18 protein-coding genes are annotated in these 17,139 nt (G+C 70.0%); 6 read left to right on the top strand and 12 right to left on the bottom strand.

Annotation, left to right across the window (positions count from 1 at the left end; all coding sequences use genetic code 11):
- The 10 genes from trxA to menB form a co-directional block, all read right to left on the bottom strand.
- Positions 1-447 carry a thioredoxin gene (gene trxA / locus ACIN94_RS21365; RefSeq protein ID WP_400708551.1) on the bottom strand — a complete coding sequence of 149 codons (447 nt, stop codon included), beginning with the start codon at positions 445-447 and terminating at the stop codon, positions 1-3.
- A 12-nt stretch (positions 448-459) separates the two neighbouring features.
- The gene (gene clpB / locus ACIN94_RS21360) at positions 460-3,066 is read right to left on the bottom strand and encodes an ATP-dependent chaperone ClpB (protein WP_400708549.1); all 2,607 of its coding nucleotides are present in this window, start codon (positions 3,064-3,066) and stop codon (positions 460-462) included.
- Positions 3,057-3,371 carry a chaperone modulator CbpM gene (locus ACIN94_RS21355; protein WP_400708547.1) on the bottom strand — a complete coding sequence of 105 codons (315 nt, stop codon included), beginning with the start codon at positions 3,369-3,371 and terminating at the stop codon, positions 3,057-3,059. Before ACIN94_RS21355 ends, clpB begins: the two co-directional genes overlap by 10 nt.
- 46 nt (positions 3,372-3,417) lie before the next feature.
- A complete protein-coding gene (locus ACIN94_RS21350) occupies positions 3,418-4,362 on the bottom strand; it encodes a DnaJ C-terminal domain-containing protein (protein ID WP_400708545.1) in 945 nt (314 codons plus the stop codon).
- Positions 4,362-4,865, bottom strand: a complete 504-nt coding sequence (locus tag ACIN94_RS21345; protein WP_400708543.1) for a nucleotide exchange factor GrpE — start codon at positions 4,863-4,865, stop codon at positions 4,362-4,364. Before ACIN94_RS21345 ends, ACIN94_RS21350 begins: the two co-directional genes overlap by 1 nt.
- Positions 4,858-6,762 carry a molecular chaperone DnaK gene (dnaK, locus tag ACIN94_RS21340; protein WP_400708541.1) on the bottom strand — a complete coding sequence of 635 codons (1,905 nt, stop codon included), beginning with the start codon at positions 6,760-6,762 and terminating at the stop codon, positions 4,858-4,860. Before dnaK ends, ACIN94_RS21345 begins: the two co-directional genes overlap by 8 nt.
- A gap of 168 nt (positions 6,763-6,930) precedes the next feature.
- Entirely contained in the window at positions 6,931-7,407 is a 477-nt protein-coding gene (locus tag ACIN94_RS21335) for a general stress protein (RefSeq protein WP_400708539.1), read from the bottom strand.
- Between the two features lie 78 nt (positions 7,408-7,485).
- Entirely contained in the window at positions 7,486-8,121 is a 636-nt protein-coding gene (locus ACIN94_RS21330; protein ID WP_400708537.1) for a DedA family protein, read from the bottom strand.
- A 148-nt stretch (positions 8,122-8,269) separates the two neighbouring features.
- Complete coding sequence (menD, locus tag ACIN94_RS21325; RefSeq protein WP_400708535.1) at positions 8,270-9,925, bottom strand: 2-succinyl-5-enolpyruvyl-6-hydroxy-3-cyclohexene-1-carboxylic-acid synthase; 1,656 nt, start codon at positions 9,923-9,925, stop codon at positions 8,270-8,272.
- A gap of 129 nt (positions 9,926-10,054) precedes the next feature.
- Positions 10,055-10,882 carry a 1,4-dihydroxy-2-naphthoyl-CoA synthase gene (gene menB, locus ACIN94_RS21320; protein ID WP_400708826.1) on the bottom strand — a complete coding sequence of 276 codons (828 nt, stop codon included), beginning with the start codon at positions 10,880-10,882 and terminating at the stop codon, positions 10,055-10,057.
- Positions 10,883-11,040: 158 nt separating this feature from the next.
- On the opposite strand from menB, the gene ACIN94_RS21315 reads away from it, so the two are divergent.
- The 3 genes from ACIN94_RS21315 to ACIN94_RS21305 all read left to right on the top strand — a co-directional run bounded on the left by ACIN94_RS21315 (position 11,041) and on the right by ACIN94_RS21305 (position 14,148).
- Positions 11,041-12,216 (top strand): AMP-binding protein, encoded by a 1,176-nt coding sequence (locus ACIN94_RS21315; RefSeq protein ID WP_400708824.1) that lies wholly within the window; start codon positions 11,041-11,043, stop codon positions 12,214-12,216.
- A 49-nt stretch (positions 12,217-12,265) separates the two neighbouring features.
- Positions 12,266-12,619: a hypothetical protein gene (locus tag ACIN94_RS21310; protein ID WP_400708533.1), complete on the top strand. Its 354-nt coding sequence runs from the start codon at positions 12,266-12,268 to the stop codon at positions 12,617-12,619.
- 185 nt (positions 12,620-12,804) lie between these two features.
- Positions 12,805-14,148 carry an RNA polymerase sigma factor gene (locus tag ACIN94_RS21305; protein WP_400708531.1) on the top strand — a complete coding sequence of 448 codons (1,344 nt, stop codon included), beginning with the start codon at positions 12,805-12,807 and terminating at the stop codon, positions 14,146-14,148.
- A gap of 171 nt (positions 14,149-14,319) precedes the next feature.
- On the opposite strand, the gene ACIN94_RS21300 is transcribed toward ACIN94_RS21305, so the two are convergent.
- A complete protein-coding gene (locus tag ACIN94_RS21300) occupies positions 14,320-14,721 on the bottom strand; it encodes a hypothetical protein (RefSeq protein WP_400708529.1) in 402 nt (133 codons plus the stop codon).
- A 149-nt stretch (positions 14,722-14,870) separates the two neighbouring features.
- Here ACIN94_RS21300 and ACIN94_RS21295 point away from each other — a divergent pair, with 149 nt between their 5' ends.
- Positions 14,871-15,458 (top strand): TetR/AcrR family transcriptional regulator C-terminal domain-containing protein, encoded by a 588-nt coding sequence (locus ACIN94_RS21295; protein ID WP_400708527.1) that lies wholly within the window; start codon positions 14,871-14,873, stop codon positions 15,456-15,458.
- Positions 15,459-15,867: 409 nt separating this feature from the next.
- Positions 15,868-16,059 carry a DUF5999 family protein gene (locus ACIN94_RS21290; protein WP_012890661.1) on the top strand — a complete coding sequence of 64 codons (192 nt, stop codon included), beginning with the start codon at positions 15,868-15,870 and terminating at the stop codon, positions 16,057-16,059.
- 3 nt (positions 16,060-16,062) lie between these two features.
- Here ACIN94_RS21290 and ACIN94_RS21285 read toward each other — a convergent pair whose 3' ends face one another.
- Complete coding sequence (locus ACIN94_RS21285) at positions 16,063-16,668, bottom strand: alpha/beta family hydrolase (RefSeq protein ID WP_400708822.1); 606 nt, start codon at positions 16,666-16,668, stop codon at positions 16,063-16,065.
- Between the two features lie 112 nt (positions 16,669-16,780).
- Between ACIN94_RS21285 and ACIN94_RS21280 the strand changes: the two genes are divergently transcribed.
- Positions 16,781-17,128, top strand: a complete 348-nt coding sequence (locus ACIN94_RS21280) for a hypothetical protein (protein WP_400708524.1) — start codon at positions 16,781-16,783, stop codon at positions 17,126-17,128.
- Positions 17,129-17,139: the final 11 nt, after the last annotated feature.

Here is a 17,139-nt window from a genome sequence, read left to right as displayed (position 1 = left end):
TCAGCCGCTCCCCGGTCCCGCCGACGCGAGCACGCCGTCCACCCAGGTGCGGAGCTCAGCGGCCGGTGCCGCACCCGCCCTCTCGGCCACGACGCGGCCGCCGCTCATCACCATCAGATAGGGGATGTTGCGGATGGCGAAGCGCTCGGAGAGCTTGGGCGACCGGTCCACGTCGACCTTGACGAGCTTCACCCTGCCCGCGAGGTCCTCGGCGATCCGGTCGAGCGCCGGACCGACCATCCGGCAGGGCCCGCACCACACCGCCCAGAAGTCCACGACCGCCGGGACCGCCGAGCCCTCGGCCACCTCGGCGAAGTCGTCGTCCCCGGCCACCGCGACCCACGGAAGCGGCTGATGGCACTTACCGCAGCGCGGGGTGCTCGGCGCGACCGCCGGCACCCTGTTCTTCTGCCCGCAGTTCCTACATCGCACGATATCTGTCGGCATGCTCGTCTCTCCTCATCCGTAGGTGACCACGAGCTCTCCTTCGGCCAGCTCCACCCGGATCACGCCGCCCTCGTGCACATCGCCGGTGATCAGGGCACGCCCGATACGGGTCTCGACCTCCCTGGCGATGAACCGGCGCAGCGGCCGCGCGCCGTACACCGGGTCGTATCCCCGCTCGGCGATGTACGCGCGCGCCTGGCCGGAGACCTCCAGCCGTATCCCCCGCTCGTCGAGCCGCACCCGCAGCTCGCCGAACATCAGCTCGACGATGCGTTCGATCTCCTGCGGCGTGAGCGGTTTGAAGATCACGATGTCGTCGACGCGGTTGAGAAACTCGGGACGGAAGTGCGAGCGCAGCTCCGCCATGACCTGCTCCTGGGCGTCGTGCTTGATCTCCCCTCCCGGCGTGACCCCCTCCAGGAGGTAGATGGAGCCGAGGTTGGAGGTCATGATGAGGATGGTGTTACGGAAGTCGACGGTCCTGCCCTGCGCGTCGGTGAGCCGCCCGTCGTCCAGAACCTGCAGCAGCGTGTTGAAGACATCGGCGTGCGCCTTCTCCACTTCGTCGAAGAGCACCACCGAGTACGGCTTGCGCCGTACGGCCTCGGTGAGCTGACCGCCCTCGTCGTAGCCGACGTAACCGGGAGGAGCGCCGACGAGACGGCTGACCGTGTGACGCTCCTGGTACTCGCTCATGTCGATGCGGACCATGTTGTCCTCGGTGTCGAACAACGCCGCCGCGAGCGCCTTGGCCAGCTCGGTCTTGCCCACCCCCGTCGGTCCCAGGAAGATGAACGACCCGATCGGACGGCGCGGGTCCTTGATACCGGAGCGGGCCCTGATCACGGCGTCGGCCACCAGCCGCACCGCCTCATCCTGACCGATCACCCGCTCGTGCAGGATCTCGTCCAGATGCAGGAGCTTCTCCCGCTCCCCCTCCTGCAGGCGGTTCACCGGGATGCCCGTCCACCGAGAGACGATCATCGCGATCTCGTCCTCGGTCACGACCTCGCGCAGCAGCCGCCCGGCCCCCTGCTTGGCACGCAGACGTTCCTCCTCGGCCAGCAGGCGCCGTTCCAGCTCCGGCAGCCTGCCGTGGCGCAGCTCGGCGGCACGGTTGAGGTTGTAGTCGCGTTCGGCTCGCTCAGCCTCGGCGCGCACGCGCTCCAGCTCCTCGCGCAGGGACTGGACGTTGCGCAGCACCTGCCGCTCGGCCTCCCACTGCGCCCGCATGGCGTCGGCCTCGGCCCGCAGGTCGACGAGCTCCTTACGCAGCTCCTCCAGACGGGCCACGCTCGACAGGTCCTCCTCCTTGGCCAGCGCCGCCTCCTCGATCTCCAGCCGCATCACCCTGCGGGTGAGTCCGTCCAGCTCGGCGGGCATCGAGTCGATCTCGGTCCGGAGCATCGCGCAGGCCTCATCCACCAGGTCGATGGCCTTGTCCGGCAGGAAGCGGTCGGAGATGTAGCGGTGGCTCAGCACGACGGCGGCCACCAGCGCCCCATCCTGAATGGTCACCCCGTGGAAAACCTCCAGCCGCTCACGCAGGCCGCGCAGGATCGAGACGGCGTCCTCGACCGAGGGCTCGTCGACCATCACCGGCTGGAACCGGCGTTCCAGGGCGGCGTCCTTCTCGATGTGCTTGCGGTACTCCTGCAGGGTCGTCGCCCCGATCATGTGCAGCTCGCCGCGCGCCAGCATGGGCTTGAGCATGTTGCCCGCGTCCATCGCCCCCTCGGCCGCGCCCGCGCCCACGACCGTGTGCAGCTCGTCGACGAAGAGCAGGATCCGCCCCTCCGCCGCCACCACCTCGGTGAGCACGGCCTTGAGACGTTCCTCGAACTCGCCCCGGTACTTCGCCCCTGCCACGAGCGCGCCCATGTCGAGACTGAAGACCGTCTTGTCCTTGAGACCCTCGGGCACGTCACCGTTGTTGATCCGCTGGGCGAGACCCTCGACGATGGCGGTCTTGCCGACCCCGGGGTCGCCGACCAGGACCGGGTTGTTCTTGGACTTGCGCGACAGGATCTGGATGGTGCGGCGGATCTCGCCGTCGCGCCCGATGACCGGGTCGAGCCTGCCCGCGGCGGCGTCGGCGACCAGGTCTCGCCCGTACTTCGCCAGCGCCTCGTAGGCGACCTCGGGCATCGCCGAGGTGACCCGCTGGTGACCGCGGATCGCGGTGAGCTCCCGGAGGAAGGCGTCCCTGGTCAGCCCCTGCTGATGGAGCAGCCGCCCGGCGGCGGTCTCACTGCCCTCCTCCAACAGGGCGATGAGCAGGTGCTCGACCGAGACATACTCGTCCTTGAGCCGGTCGGCCTCCCTTTTGGCCGCCTCAAGCAGGCGCGACAGGCGCTGGGTCACCCGGACCTGACCGGGGTCGACCCCGGGTCCGCTGACCCGGGGCCGGCGGCTCAGCTCGGCCTCCAGATCGGCGACGAGCCGCTCCAGGTCGACATCGGCCCGGACGAACAGGCGAGGGATCAGGCCGTCCGGCTGCTCCAGCAGCGCCAGCAGCAGATGTTCCCCGTCGACATCGTTGTGCCCGAAACGGAGGGCCTTGGTCTGCGCGTCGTGCAGCGCCTCCTGCGACTTCTGGGTCAGCTGGTTCACGTCCATTGCGATCCTCCTGCCGTGCGGGAACGTCCGCGCTGGGCCGCCTCCAGCTGCGCGATGCGGTCGAGCAGATCCATCACGAGGCCGAGCGCGGCGTAGTTGAGCGCGAACCCGGCGCGCAGGCGCTGGATCCGCGCCATGGCGTGCAGCTGGGACGGCGGGAACCACAGGGCCCCGGCCGCGTCGCACTCCGCGTCGAGCACGCCCAGGGCGACAAGGCGCCGCACCAGGTCCGGATGCGTCCCGGTGGCCCGGGCGAACGACTCCAGGTCCAGCCGCCGGGGCCGGGTGAGAGCGTAGATCGTCATCGCCGCCTCCTCGGAACGGGCCACTCATGTCCCCGGGACGGGCGGGTCATCGCCGCCCCCTCGGGTCGAAGGCCGAGACCGACGCGAGCTGCTCGAACAGCCGCCGCTCCTCGTCCGACACCGGGTGCGGAACCATGATCCGCACCTCGGCGAACAGGTCTCCCGGAACGCCCCGCGGATTCGGCATCCCCCGGCCGCGCAGCCGCAGCCTCCGGCCGCTGGAGGTCCCGGGGGGAACCTTGACCTTGGCCTCGCCACCCGGGGTGTCGACGGCGACGGACGCGCCGAGCGCCGCCTCCCAGGGCGCGACCAGAAGCTGGACGTGGATGTCGCGCCCCTCCACCCGGTAGCGGGAGTGCGGCATGATCCTGACGATCAGGTACAGGTCTCCCGCGGCGGCGCCCTCACTTCCCCGGCCGCCCTGCCCGGCCAGCCGGATGCGCTGCCCGTCGGTCACTCCCGCCGGGATGTTGACCTCGATCCGGCGGCCTCCCACGGTGATCGAGCGATGCCCGCCCCGGTAGGCCTCCTCCACGGTCAGCCCGATCTCGGCCTCCTGGTCGGCACCGGGGATCGGCCCCCAGCCCCGGCCCGCCCGGCCCGCCCGGCCGGAGAACAGCCCCTCCAGGAGATCCTCGAAATCGACATTCTCCCCGAAACCCGGCCGGCCACCCGGACTGGCTCCGGCTCCGGCCCGCCTGCCCCGTCCGCCCCGCCCGGCTCTGGCGCGCGCCCAGGTATCCGGGTCCACCCCCTCGGGCACCTGGCGGAAGTCGGCGCCGAACGCATCGTAGCGGCGGCGCGTCTCGGGGTCGGACAGCACGCTGTAGGCCTCCGAAACCTCCTTGAAGCGGTCCTCGGCACCCGGATCCTTGTTGACGTCGGGATGATAGGTCCGCGCGAGCTTGCGGTAGGCACGCTGGACATCCTCCTGGCTCGCGCCTCTCGGCACCCCGAGACTCTCGTAGAAGTCACGGGTCGCGGTGGCCATCATCCCTCCTTGGCCACCACGACCAGCGCCGGCCGCAGCTGCTGTTCGCCGTCTCCGTAGGCCGGCCGTACCACGTGCAGGATCGTCCCCTCGGGCACCCCCTCCTGCGCGAGCGTGGCCACCGCCTCGTGCCTGGCCGGATCGAATGGCGCGCCGGCGTCGTCACGGCGCGCGAACCCCAGCCGGGCGAGCACATCCAGAGCCTGGTCCCGGATCGCCCGAAGCCCCTCGATGATGGAGGACGGATCGCTTCCGGCGTGTTCCAGCGCGCGTTCCAGATTGTCCAGCACGGGCAGCCACTCGGCGGCCGCCCGCGCCCGCTCCTCGGCCCGCACCCGGTCGGCGTCACGGCTGACCCGCTTGCGCAGGTTGTCCGTGTCGGCCAGAGCCCGCCGCCACCGGTCCTCCAGATCGGCGATACGGGCCTCGCACTCGGCCGCGTCCGGAGGAACACCCCCGGTGCCCTCCTGAACGGTTTCCTCTCGCTCGGATGGCTCACTCATCGGTCGTGAACTCCGCGTCGATGACGTCGTCCCCGCCCGCACCGCCACCCGGGGCACCCTGAGCCCCCGGAGCACCCTGGGCGGCCCCCGCGGGCCGGCCAGCGGAGGCGACGGCGAGGCTCTGGTAGATCTGCTGCAGCTCCGAGGCCAGGGACCGGAGCCGGTCGACCGGCGTGTCCTGCCGCTTGACCGCCTCACGGGCATCGTTCACCAGCATCTCGGCCCGCGCCTTCTCATGGACGGGCACCGCGCCCCCCAGCTCGGTCAACCGCCGCTCCACCTGGTAGGCGGCACTGTCAAGCTCGTTCCGCGCGTCGACCACCTGCCGCAGCCGCACATCCTCGTCACGGTGCCGCTCGGCATCGGCGACCATCCGCTCGACCTCGCTCTGGTCAAGGTTGGAGCTCTCGCTGATGGTGATGCGCTGCTCGGCGTTGGTGTCCTTGTCCTTGGCCGAGACGTTCACGATCCCGTTCGCGTCGACATCGAAGGTCACCTCCACCTGGGGTTCACCACGCGGCGCGGACCTGATGTTCTCCAGCCGGAACCGGCCCAGCACCCGGTTGTCGGCCGCGCGCTCACGCTCCCCCTGGAGCACCACGACGTCGACAGCGCTCTGGTTGTCCTCCGCAGTGCTGAACACCTCGGTACGGCGGGCCGGGATCGTCGTGTTGCGCTCGATGACCTTGGTCATGATCCCGCCCAGCGTCTCGATACCGAGCGAGAGCGGCGTCACATCCAGCAGGACGACGTCCTGCACCTCACCCTTGATGACGGCCGCCTGCACCGCGGCACCCAGCGCCACGACCTCGTCGGGGTTGACCGTCATGTTCGGTTCCTTGCCACCGGTCATCCGGCGGATCAGGTTCTGCACGGCGGGCATCCTGGTCGAGCCGCCCACCAGAATCACCTCGTCGATGTCGTCGGAGGTGAGCTTGGCGTCGGCTATCGCCTGCTTGACCGGCCCCTTACAGCGTTCCAGGAGATCGGCGGTGATCTCCTCGAACGTCGCCCGCCTGAGCGTGGTGTTCAGATGTTTGGGGCCCGAGGCGTCCGCCGTGACGAAAGGCAGGCTGATCTGCGTCTGGGCGACCGAGGACAGCTCGACCTTGGCCTTCTCCGCCGCCTCGAACAGCCGCTGCAGCGCCTGGGGGTCGTTGCGCAGGTCGATACCGGTGTCCCGGTGGAACTCATCGGCCAGATAGTCGACGATGCGCCGGTCGAAGTCATCACCGCCCAGGTGGGTGTCGCCCGAGGTCGACCGCACCTCGACGACGCCGTCGCCGATGGTGAGGATGCTGACATCGAACGTTCCGCCACCCAGGTCGAAGACGAGAACTGTCTCGTTCTGCTGACGGTCCAGGCCGTAGGCGAGGGCGGCCGCGGTCGGCTCGTTGATGATCCGCAGCACCTCCAGGCCCGCGATCTTCCCGGCATCCTTGGTCGCCTGCCGCTGGGAGTCGTTGAAATAGGCGGGCACGGTGATGACGGCCTCGGTGACCTTCTCCCCGAGGAACTTCGCCGCATCGTCGACAAGCTTGCGCAGAACCTGCGCGGCGATCTCCTCCGGCGCGTACAGCTTGCCGTGAATCTGGAAACGCACAGCCCCGTCCGGCCCGGACACCACGTCGAACGACACGGCGTTCATCTCACTGGTGACCTCGTCGTAACGGCGCCCGATGAACCGCTTGGCCGAGTAGATCGTCCCCTTGGGATTGAGAATGGCCTGGCGCCGGGCCAGCTGCCCGACCAGGCGCTCTCCCTGCTCGGTGAAGGCCACCACCGACGGCGTCGTCCGCGACCCCTCGGCGTTGGGGATGACCGTGGGCTGGTTGCCCTCCATAGCAGCGATCACCGAGTTGGTGGTACCGAGGTCGATCCCGACAGCTCTAGCCATGCTGACCTCCAGTGTGGGCCGTACCGCCGACACTCGTCCTCCGGCCCGCTCACCACATCCTCAGACCTGGTAGTTCTGTCCCGTCGCAAACCGCGTGTCCGGCGGGTACGGGCCTCCCCGACGACGGCCGGACCGCCGGAGGCCTTCTCCCGTCACCCGGCCGTTCCCCTAGAACGGGGACGTGTGCGGGGTGCCGATGTTGAGGAGTCTGCGCGCCTCGACCGCGTGGTCGGCCGCGACCAGCACCTCATAGCGGTTGGCGACTATCGAACTGGAGGACAGAAAGTCCCGCTTGCCGCCGGTCATCGCGTGACCGATCAGCCCGAAGATCGCTCCGGCGATGGCTCCCCAGATCAGAGCCCACAGGACCAGGAGGAAGGGAAACCGCCCGGGGGTGAAGATGGCCAGGAACAGGCCGATCAGCAGGCCGATCCACGCACCCGTCGCGGCACCCATCCCGGCCGCGCGCAGGTAGGTCAGCCGTCCGAGCACCCTTTCGACGAGCCGGAGATCGACTCCGACGATCATGGTGTGCTCAACCGGGAACCGCTGGTCCGCCAAGCTGTCCACGGCCCTCTGGGCCTCTTCGTAAGTGCTGTAGGACGCCACCGATTCGTGGGCGGTCAGAGTGGGCTCAGGTCGCATGACGCTTCCCTTCACGACGAGTGATACCCCCTCACCGTGACCGCATCGACCCGGGCCGCACATCCCCAGGTCTGGTAGTCACTCCGCGGCGACCTCCTGCTCGGCCTCCTGACCGACCATCCTGCCGGCCCGGCGCTTGACGAACAGCGTGGTCGCGACTCCGAACAGCACCGCGAGCACCAGCCCCACCCAGGAGAAGCCCCGCAGCCACCTCTCCGCGACCATCCCCAGGTAGTAGATGATCGCGGTGGTCCCCCCCGCCCAGGCGATCCCACCGAGCACGTTCGCGATCAGGAACCTCCAGTACGGCATGCGGAGGGCTCCGGCGAGCGGGCCGGCCAGGATGCGCAACAGGGCGATGAACCGGCCGAAGAACACCGTCCACATGCCGTAACGCTCGAAGTAGCGCTCGGCCTTGCCGATGTGGGACGGGCCGAAGTGCTTGGGGAACCTGCGGCCCAGCCGGTCGAACATGGGCTTTCCACCCTTACGGCCGATGGCGTAGCCGATGGAGTCACCGACGATGGCCCCGGCACTGGCGCAGATCCCGACCCACACCGGATTGACCACACCCTGCGCCGCCAGCAGCGCGGAACTGACCAGAACGATCTCCCCGGGCAGTGGGATGCCCAGGCTCTCCAGCCCGATCACCAGCCCGACCAGGGCGCAGATCCACACTGGGGAAATCGCCTGGAGCCATTCATCGACATGCATGACCGCCACCCTATTCCGTCGCTCAGGCTTTTCCCGCCCTGCTGCCAGACCGTGACGGAAGGCACAGGTCACCGCCTGCGCGCGATCCCGCAGCCCAGGCCTTGGCGGACAGGGTGGCCATCTCCCCGGCCACCCCGCGCCGTGAACATCACATGACCTGCCGGGTCGCGGCGTGGGCCGCGTCCCGCATCATGGCGTGCAGCACCGCGTTGGACTCCCGGTCGGTGTGGACCTCGACGATCCGCGGCCCCTCCCCGCGCAGTGCCTTGGACAGCTGGTCGGGGTCGTCGACGAAGGTGTACGGCGTGCCGGTGGAGGCGGCCACGTGAGCCAGGTCCACCCCGTGCCCGGTGCCGAAGACCCTTTCGAACGGGTCGCGCAGCGCGGCCTGGGGCAGCAGTGAGAAGATCCCGCCACCGTCGTTGTTCACGACGACCATGCACAGGTCGGGGCGGGGCTCGCGGGGACCGAGAATCAGGCCGTTCTGGTCGTGCAGGAAGGTCAGGTCACCCATCAAGGCGTAGGCGGGGCCGTTGTGCGCCAGTGCCGCGCCCATCGCGGTGGACACCACTCCGTCGATCCCGGCGACGCCCCGGTTGGCCAGGATCCGCAGGCCCCGGCGGGGGCGCATCGCCTGGTCGAGGTCGCGGATCGGCATGGAGGAGGCCGAGAACAGCAGCGACCCGTTGGGCAGCAGGTCCACCAGGTCGCGGGCCAGGCGCGGCTCACTGAGCCCGGCACCGTCCAGCACCTCGTCGATCGCGGCCCTGGCTGCGCCGTCGGCACGACGCCACGAGTGCAGCCAGGCGTCGTCCCCGGCCGCGACCGGGATCTCCACCGCCTGGGCCACCTGGGTGGCCGAGCGGGTCGGATCGGGCCAGCGGGTCAGGTCGGGAGCGACCACGATGTGCTCGCCGGCATGCCTCAGCCAGTTCAGCAGCGGCCGGGACAGGCCGGGGCGCCCCAGGGTGACCACCAGCTCGGGCCGGTGCCGGTCGGCGAACTCGGGGGTGCCGAGCAGGAAGTGGTAGGCCGACATGGCGTGGTCGCCGTAACGGGCGCCGCCCTGCGGCTCCGACAGCACCGGCCATCCGGCCATGCCCGCCGCCGCGACGTATCTGCGCACGTTGGACGCCCCGTCCCCGACGACCAGCACCCCTCGCCTGGTCGGCGGCAGGTGCAGCGCCGCCGACGGAGGCGCCACCCGCGCCCGGACCCAGGGCCCACCGGCGTCGCCCTCCAGGGACTCGCACCAGGAGACGTCGCCGTCCGGGATCAGCGGCTCACGGAAGGCCACGTTCAGATGGACCGGGCCGGGATCGGACGGCCCCAGCGAGCGCTGGTAGGCACGGCAGGCCAGCGATCGCCAGTAGGCGACCTGACCGGGACGGTCCTCGGGCACACCGACCTCGCTGAACCAGCGGACCGCCGTGCCGTACAGCTTGATCTGGTCGATGGTCTGGCTGGCCCCGGTGTCACGCAGCTCGGGCGGCCGGTCGGCGGTGAGCAGCAGAAGCGGCACCCCCGACTCGTGCGCCTCGATGACCGCCGGGTGGAAGTTCGCCGCCGCGGTGCCGGAGGTGCAGATCAGAACGACCGGGCGCTCGCTGCGCCGGGCCAGGCCCAGCGCGAGAAAGGAGGCCGAGCGCTCGTCAATGCGCACGTGCAGCCGGATCCGGCTGTCGGCGTGCACGGCCAGGGCCAGCGGAGCCGAGCGTGAGCCGGGCGCGAGCACCACGTCCGTAAGGCCGCAGCGCACGAGCTCATCGACCAGTACCGTCGCGAGCGCGGTGGCGGGATTCACCGCACTGCCTCCTCTAGCCGTCGCACCCGGGCGGGTGACTCCGTCTTACGGGGCGCCGAAACCGCCCCGTCCGTCCTGGGACGGCGGGCCTGGGGATCGGCCCCCGTCTGCATCATTACGGCTGGCTCGTCACGGCCTGCGCGGAAACTTGCCGAACTCGGGGGCACGCTTCTCCTTGAAGGCGTCACGGCCCTCCTGCGCCTCCTCGCTCATGTAGTAGAGCAGGGTGGCGTCACCGGCGAACTGCTGCATGCCCGCGGCCCCGTCGGTCACCGCGTTCAGCGCGCCCTTGAGCATGCGCAGCGCCAGCGGTGACTTCTCCAGCATCTCCCGGGCCCAGGAGACCGTCTCCTCCTCGAGCCGTTCGAGGGGGACGACCGTGTTGACCAGGCCCCAGTCCAGGGCGGTCTGCGCGTCGTACTGACGGCACAGATACCAGATCTCGCGGGCCCGCTTCAGGCCGACGGTCTCGGCCAGCAGCCAGGAGCCGTAGCCACCGTCGAAGGAGCCGACCTTGGGACCGGTCTGGCCGAAGACCGCGTTGTCGGCGGCGATGGACAGGTCACAGCAGACGTGCAGCACGTGGCCGCCGCCGATGGCGTAGCCAGCGATCATCGCGATGACCGGCTTGGGACAGCGGCGGATCTGCACCTGCAGATCGAGCACGTTGAGCCGGCCCACGTGCGGGGTGGACTTGTCGACGTAGCCGTCGTTGCCGCGGATCTTCTGGTCGCCCCCGGAGCAGAAGGCCCTGTCCCCCGCCCCGGTGAAGATGATCACACCGATCTCGGAGTCCTCCTGGGCGACGTTGAAGGCGTTCTTGAGCTCGAAGAGCGTCGTCGGGCGGAACGCGTTGTGCCGCTCCGGCCGGTTGATCGTGATCTTCGCGATGCCCTCGGCGGTCTCGTAGACGATGTCCTCGTAGTCGCCCGAGCGCTTCCAGTCCGCGGCGCGCACCTGAACGCTCGCCGGCACGGGGCTCGCCTCGCTCGCCACTCGCTCACTCGTGTCCGGCTCGACCCGCTCCGTGCTCACGATCGTTTCGCCCCTCTCAGCCGCGCCAGGGCCCTTCCCCGGCTGTCATCTGGGTTGTCGGCACTAACCTTACGACTGTGATGACAGGTTCCGCGCACCCGGAGCAGCCTTCCCCTGAGCGGGAACTGAACGCCGTCGTGCTGCCGCCCGGGCCCGGGCTGTTCTCGGCCGTCGCCGCGGCGCTCGACGGCCGAGGCCCCGCCGTGCTGCCTCTCTCCCCCGCCCTGCCCGCGCGGGCTCTGCGCGCCACACTCGACGCGCTGCGCCCCACTCACGTGAACGGGGTACGGCGGGAGCACGGCGTGGGGGTCTCCCCCGAGGTGGCCGTGGTCATCGCCACCAGTGGCACGACCGGCATCCCCAAGGGGGTCCAGCTCTCGGCCGCCGCCCTGCGTGCCTCCGCCGCGGCCTCGCTGAGCCGCCTGGACGCCCGGCCCGGCGAGCGCTGGCTCTGCTGCCTGCCGCCTTCCCACGTCTCGGGGCTGCAGGTGCTGGTCAGATCACTGCTGAGCGAGACCGAGCCGATCGTGCACGACGGTTTCTCCCCGGAGGCGGTGCTCGCCAGCGGCGCCGACCACGTCTCGCTGGTGCCGACCCAGCTCCGCCGGTTGCTCTCCGCGGACCTGTCGGTTTTCAAGACGATCCTGCTCGGCGGCGCAGCCGCTCCCGCGGACCTGCTGACGGCGGCGCGGGCCGCCGGCGCACGGGTGGTCACCACGTACGGCATGAGTGAGACCTGCGGTGGGTGCGTTTACGACGGCCACCCCCTTTACAATGTAGATCTCAAGATTGGTGACGACGGCCGGATCCGCATCGCCGGCCCCATGCTGTTCTCCGGCTACCGGCTCCGCCCCGACCTCACCGGTGCCGCCCGCGACGGTGACTGGTTCCTCACCTCCGACCTCGGCACGCTGACCGACGGACGGCTGAGCATCCTGGGCCGGGCCGACGACGTCATCAACACCGGCGGCGAGAAGGTCGTCGCCGCGGCCGCGGCCGCCATCGTGGCCGAGCATCCCGCGATCGTCGACGCCGTCGTGGTCGGCCGTCCCGACCCCGAATGGGGCGAGCGGGTGGTCGCCGTCGTCGTCTCCCCCTCCCCCCCGTCCCTGGCCGAGCTCCGCGCCTTCACCAAGGAACGGCTGCCCCCCTACGCCGCCCCCGCCGAGCTGATCGTCCTGCCCGAAATACCACTTCTGCCCAACGGTAAGCCGGATCTTGCGGGCCTCCGTTATGGTCTTCAACGGGAACCATGAGGTGCTTCCGCACGTCAAAGAGACAGCCGAAGCAGGAAGGAGGAGCTCGATGCACGTCACCCGCAGGACATGGGTCTCCGCAGGCATCGTCAGCGTGATCCTCGCCGGCGGCATATCCGTCGCGGCGGCGGCCTCGGCGGGCGGGATCAGCAGGGGCCAGGACCCCGTCGTCCCCGCCGTGGAGGGCAACCAGCCCGCCTCCCCGGACACACCGGCCCCCCAGAGCACGCCCGACGCCCAGCCGTCCCCGGAGACGGTCCCGCCGGCGGAGGACTACGTGGTCTCCAGGGAGGTCAACCCCGACCCGCAGAAGGTCACGCACTACTGGACCGAACAGCGCCTGCAGGATGCCGAGCCGTTGCCCATGCCGGCGGTCGAAGGCGCCGTGGACGTCACCGAATAGCCGTATCAGACGTCTGGAGAGGGTGGATCGGGGCTACGACGATCCACCCATCAGGTTTTCCCCGTCAGTCGGGAACAGAAAGTTCTTGGATGGGGTTATTGATACGGGTACGCAGAGCGGCTCCCTTGTCGCCTCACCCCCAACAATCTGTAAACAGACGACTCCGTGTTGGAGGAGGTGTCCTCGTGCCCCAAACCGCCGCTGCGGCCTCACCTGAGGCCCCGACGACCCTTGATCGGCTCATTGACCGAGGGCGAGTCCAGGGTCACCTTTCACTCGCGGAGCTGCGTCTCGCCTTCGCGGAGTCGGGGATCAGCCCGGCCGAGGGCAGGTCGATCCTGCGGGAGCTCACCGAGGCGGGCGTCAATCTGGCAGCAGAGAACGAGCCCGCGCTCGCGAACCCGGCCAAGAAGCCGGCGGCCAAGACCACCGCCCGCAAGCCGAAGGCCACGCCGCGGAAGAAGGCCACGCCCGAGGGAAAGACGGCGACCGCCCGCACCGAGACCACGGTCAAGGACGTCAAGGACGTCAAGCTTGAGGTGGACGACGAGGAGTGGACCGCTCCCGACGAGGCCGAGCTGGATGCCGAACCGATCGTGGACCTGGACGACCAGTCCTCGGTCATGGGCGACTCGGTGCACACCTACCTCAAGTCGATCGGCCGCCGCACGCTGCTGACCGCCGCGCAGGAGGTCGAGCTCGCCAAGCGGATCGAGGCGGGCCTGTACGCCGAGGCCAAGCTGGAGGCCGAGCCGGGCCTGTCCGCCGTCATGCGTGACGACCTGGAGTGGGTGGCCGAGGACGGCCGCCGCGCCAAGGACCACATGCTGGAGGCCAACCTCCGCCTGGTCGTCTCGGTCGCGAAGAAGTACACCGACCGCGGCATGGCCCTGCTCGATGTGGTTCAGGAAGGCAACCTAGGCCTGATCCGCGCGGTGGAGAAGTTCGACTACACCAAGGGCTACAAGTTCTCCACCTACGCCATGTGGTGGATCCGCCAGGCCATCCAGCGCGGCTTCGCCGACTCCGCCCGCACCATCCGCCTGCCCGTCCACGTGCTGGAGATGCTCTCCAAGCTGTCTCGCATCGAGCGCGACATGCACCAGCGTCTCGGACGCGAACCCACGCCCGAGGAGCTGGCGGTCGAGCTGGACAAGACCCCCGACCAGATCGAGGAACTACTCCGCACCAGCCGCCAGCCGATCAGCCTCAACGCCACGATCGGCGAGGATGGCGAGACCACCATCGGCGACCTCATCGAGGACATCGACTCACCCGAGGCCTCGGAGGTGGTGGACCGGCAGCTCCTCGGTGAGCAGCTCCGAGGAGTGCTCGGCAACCTCTCCCCCAGAGAGGCCAAGATCATGGCCCTGCGTTTCGGCCTCGTCGACGGCAAGCCCCACACCCTCGACGAGATCGGCAAGCACCTCGGCCTGACGCGCGAGCGCATCCGCCAGCTGGAGAAGGAGTCCCTCTCCAAGCTGCGTCACCCCAGCAACACCCGCCCGCTGCTCGACTGGGCCAGCTGACAACCTCACGCCCGAGGCGCCGCCGCGGCCTGCCTGTTCACGGCGGCGCCCCGCCCTGTCCCGGTCCGATCAGGCCGGCTGCGGCCGCGAGGGCCGAGGAGAGAAAGAACACCCACCGCGCTGTGGGTGCGCGGTGGGTGCGGGAGGACGCGCTCGGCCCAGGAGGCGTGGTCAGCGCGCGGCAGCGGTGACCGGACGCGGGACGCGGGCGATGCCGGTCAGGCGGTTCTGCTCGCGGAGAGTGCGCAGGCGGTCGACCTCGGCGGTCCACTCGGCGCCCTTCGGGGTGGCCCTGCCCTTGCGGCGGCGGATCCGGTCGTCGTAGGACTTCACGCCGAACGTCGCCCGCTGGCTGGCCTCGGCCGCGCGCAACGCCTCGGTCAGCGCCCTGTCGAAGGCCAGGCCGGCGGCCCGGAGCTCCTCTGGGGAGGTCGAGGTGGCCTGCACCTGGCGCAGCGCGACCTCCCCCGCGCGCGCCTTCTCCAGGAGCTCAGGGAAGCTCTTCCCGACCTCCTGGTCAGCGTGGTAACGGACCTCCGCCTCCCGGCTCACGCTCGGTCGGAAAAACGCCATCGTCTGCCCTCTCTCACCCATCGCCGGGCATTCCCCGGCAGATCACAGCCCGTAGCCTACGCGGTCCGCTCCCACCTCACATACTCAGGTGTCGCCCGCTCCGGCGCGCCCGCCTTTACACAGTAAGGTGCGACTGGCATGATGATCTCATGCCCGCGAAGCGACCGCCCATCCCGCTCTCCCGAGAGCGCATCATCGAGGCCGCCCTGCACATCGCCGACAGCCAGGGGCTGCGGCGGCTGACGATGCGGCGCCTGGGCGACGCACTCCAGGTCGAGGCGATGGCCATCTACCATCATCTGCCGCGCGGCAAGGACGCCCTCATGGACGCCCTCGCCGAGCATGTCACCTCCGTCCACGCCGAGCCCGGCGAGACCTGGCAGGACAGCGCGAGGGCGTGGTGCCGGGCGAGCCGGGCCGCACTGAGAGAGCACCCCGGAGTGCTGGCACTGGCGCTCACCAAGCCGGCCAAGGGCCGCGCGGCGATCGCCGTGCGGGAACAGACCGATCAGCTCGCCGACGCGGGACTTCCCGACGCCGCGCGGGCCGTGCGGGCGATGCGCGCCTACGTCTTCGGCGCGGTGGCGGTGGAGGTGCAGCAGTCCGGCTGGGCCGAACCGATGGGCGAGGACGACGAGCCGTGGCGGCCACCGTCCAGGGGTGGGGGCAGCACGGCGGCCGATGAGGATTTCGAGCTCGGCCTCGACGCGCTTCTGGCGGGCCTGACCAGTCGCTGAGTGGCGTCACGAATATGCAATCGATCGTTTACCGGCCCGACGGCGTGTCGTACTTGGCCTGATATCGGTCTATGAGGCATGCTGTGTCGTAGGTCACACCCCCGCCAAGGCCCAAGAAACTCACCCTTTCCGCGTCCGTAAACAGTCCTAACGGGCTATGTCGCCGGGTGCGACCAGATCCCACACTTGTGCGTGCGGTCAGATCGCACGTTCGAGGGTGCGATCCGATGGCATATTTGATCTGCTTGATGTGCGGGCCTCACCCAGCCCGAGGCGCGCACGGCCCTATGTCAACACAGACGCTCGTCCCCCCGCGCTGGTGGGAATGGAGTCCCATCGGTGACGGTGCCCCGTCGGCTGTCCGATGCCGATTCCAGCGAGCCGCAAACAGAGATCCGGAGGCACGCCGATGTGCCCGCACCAGCCGTCCTGTCCGTCCGCCGAGGCGCTGGACCGCGAAGCCGCCCGCACGATGGCAGCACATCCCGAGCAGGGGTGGAGCCTGCTCTGCAATGGTGTGGTCCTCTTCGAGGACACCGGCGAGCTCCTGCCCGACGGCGCCGTCATCGAGCCGCACCGGCCGCTGGCCGGCGTCGCCTGATCATCACGCTGAGCCTGGCCGCATCCTCGCCTCGAGCCACTCCGCTACGACCTCGCCCACCCGGGCGGGGTCTTTCTTGAGGTCATGGCCCTCTCCCGGCAGCACCACCAGGCGCGCGGCGTCCGCCGCCCCCGGCACGCCGAACGGGTCGCGAGCTCCGTTGACCACCAGCACGTCCACGCCTGCCGCGCGCAGCTCCCCGGCGCGTGACCGATCCGGCCTGCCCGGCGGGTGGAGTGGGAACGCCAGCGCGACGACCGCCTCGGCCCGGACCTCAAGGGCCGTGCGGCAGGCGACCCGGGCTCCGTTGCTCCGGCCGCCCTGCACGAGCGGCAGCCCCGGATAGCGCCTGCGGAGCTCGCCCACCAGCGCCGTCCACGCCTCGTCCTGCTTGGCCGCCGAGCCCGGAGCGCGGGCACCCCTTATCCGGAACGGCTGAAGCACCCGCACGACCACCCCGCCAATCCCCGCCGTGGCCTCCCGTACGGCCAGCAGATCCGGGACGTCCACTCCCCCGCCCGAACCATGGGTGAGCACCAGCAGGAACCGCGGGTCGTCGACCTCGTCGATCTCCGCGACGGCAGGGCCGTGCGGGGTGGTGATCTCCATGAGAGACGCCGTGCTCCGGGTGGGCACAGATCTCCTCCTAACGACTGATGCAGGGAGACACATCTGGGCGGATAATCGGCACGTGCAGGATCATCAAGATATCCGACAGGACATGCGAGCCACCGTCGAGGCCCGCCGCGAACTCGGCCCCGAATACGAGGCCGCGCTGGTGGAGTCGTTCGTGGACCGACTCGACGCGACCATCGCCGCCCGTGTGCGGGCCGAGATAAACCATGCCGGAGCCCGCCCCGACCAGGGGCTCCATCCGGATCAACGGCCCCAGCCGCGCAAGAGCGGCAACTCCTCCGTCCCGATCGCGCTGGGCTCCATGGGCATCGGCATCCCGCTGACCGCCATCGCCGCGAGTCACGCGGGCACGGCGGGGCTGTTGCTGGCCTGGGGCGGCATCGTCGCGATCAACTTCGCTCACGCGCTCAGCCGCTGGCGCAGCCGCGACTGAGCGTGACCGGG

The sequence above is a fragment of the Streptosporangium sp. NPDC087985 genome (assembly GCF_044741965.1).
Taxonomy (GTDB): domain Bacteria; phylum Actinomycetota; class Actinomycetes; order Streptosporangiales; family Streptosporangiaceae; genus Streptosporangium.
Note: the sequence above shows the minus strand (reverse complement) of the source record. Positions and strands in the feature narration are given on the sequence as shown.

What these genes read in the sequence shown, in the direction of transcription:
- trxA (WP_400708551.1), bottom strand. Translation starts at nt 447, where the DNA reads ATGCCGACAGATATCGTGCGATGTAGGAACTGCGGGCAGAAGAACAGG.
- clpB (WP_400708549.1), bottom strand. Translation starts at nt 3,066, where the DNA reads ATGGACGTGAACCAGCTGACCCAGAAGTCGCAGGAGGCGCTGCACGAC.
- ACIN94_RS21355 (WP_400708547.1), bottom strand. Translation starts at nt 3,371, where the DNA reads ATGACGATCTACGCTCTCACCCGGCCCCGGCGGCTGGACCTGGAGTCG.
- ACIN94_RS21350 (WP_400708545.1), bottom strand. Translation starts at nt 4,362, where the DNA reads ATGGCCACCGCGACCCGTGACTTCTACGAGAGTCTCGGGGTGCCGAGA.
- ACIN94_RS21345 (WP_400708543.1), bottom strand. Translation starts at nt 4,865, where the DNA reads ATGAGTGAGCCATCCGAGCGAGAGGAAACCGTTCAGGAGGGCACCGGG.
- dnaK (WP_400708541.1), bottom strand. Translation starts at nt 6,762, where the DNA reads ATGGCTAGAGCTGTCGGGATCGACCTCGGTACCACCAACTCGGTGATC.
- ACIN94_RS21335 (WP_400708539.1), bottom strand. Translation starts at nt 7,407, where the DNA reads ATGCGACCTGAGCCCACTCTGACCGCCCACGAATCGGTGGCGTCCTAC.
- ACIN94_RS21330 (WP_400708537.1), bottom strand. Translation starts at nt 8,121, where the DNA reads ATGCATGTCGATGAATGGCTCCAGGCGATTTCCCCAGTGTGGATCTGC.
- ACIN94_RS21315 (WP_400708824.1), top strand. Translation starts at nt 11,041, where the DNA reads ATGACAGGTTCCGCGCACCCGGAGCAGCCTTCCCCTGAGCGGGAACTG.
- ACIN94_RS21310 (WP_400708533.1), top strand. Translation starts at nt 12,266, where the DNA reads ATGCACGTCACCCGCAGGACATGGGTCTCCGCAGGCATCGTCAGCGTG.
- ACIN94_RS21300 (WP_400708529.1), bottom strand. Translation starts at nt 14,721, where the DNA reads ATGGCGTTTTTCCGACCGAGCGTGAGCCGGGAGGCGGAGGTCCGTTAC.
- ACIN94_RS21295 (WP_400708527.1), top strand. Translation starts at nt 14,871, where the DNA reads ATGCCCGCGAAGCGACCGCCCATCCCGCTCTCCCGAGAGCGCATCATC.
- ACIN94_RS21290 (WP_012890661.1), top strand. Translation starts at nt 15,868, where the DNA reads ATGTGCCCGCACCAGCCGTCCTGTCCGTCCGCCGAGGCGCTGGACCGC.
- ACIN94_RS21285 (WP_400708822.1), bottom strand. Translation starts at nt 16,668, where the DNA reads ATGGAGATCACCACCCCGCACGGCCCTGCCGTCGCGGAGATCGACGAG.
- ACIN94_RS21280 (WP_400708524.1), top strand. Translation starts at nt 16,781, where the DNA reads ATGCGAGCCACCGTCGAGGCCCGCCGCGAACTCGGCCCCGAATACGAG.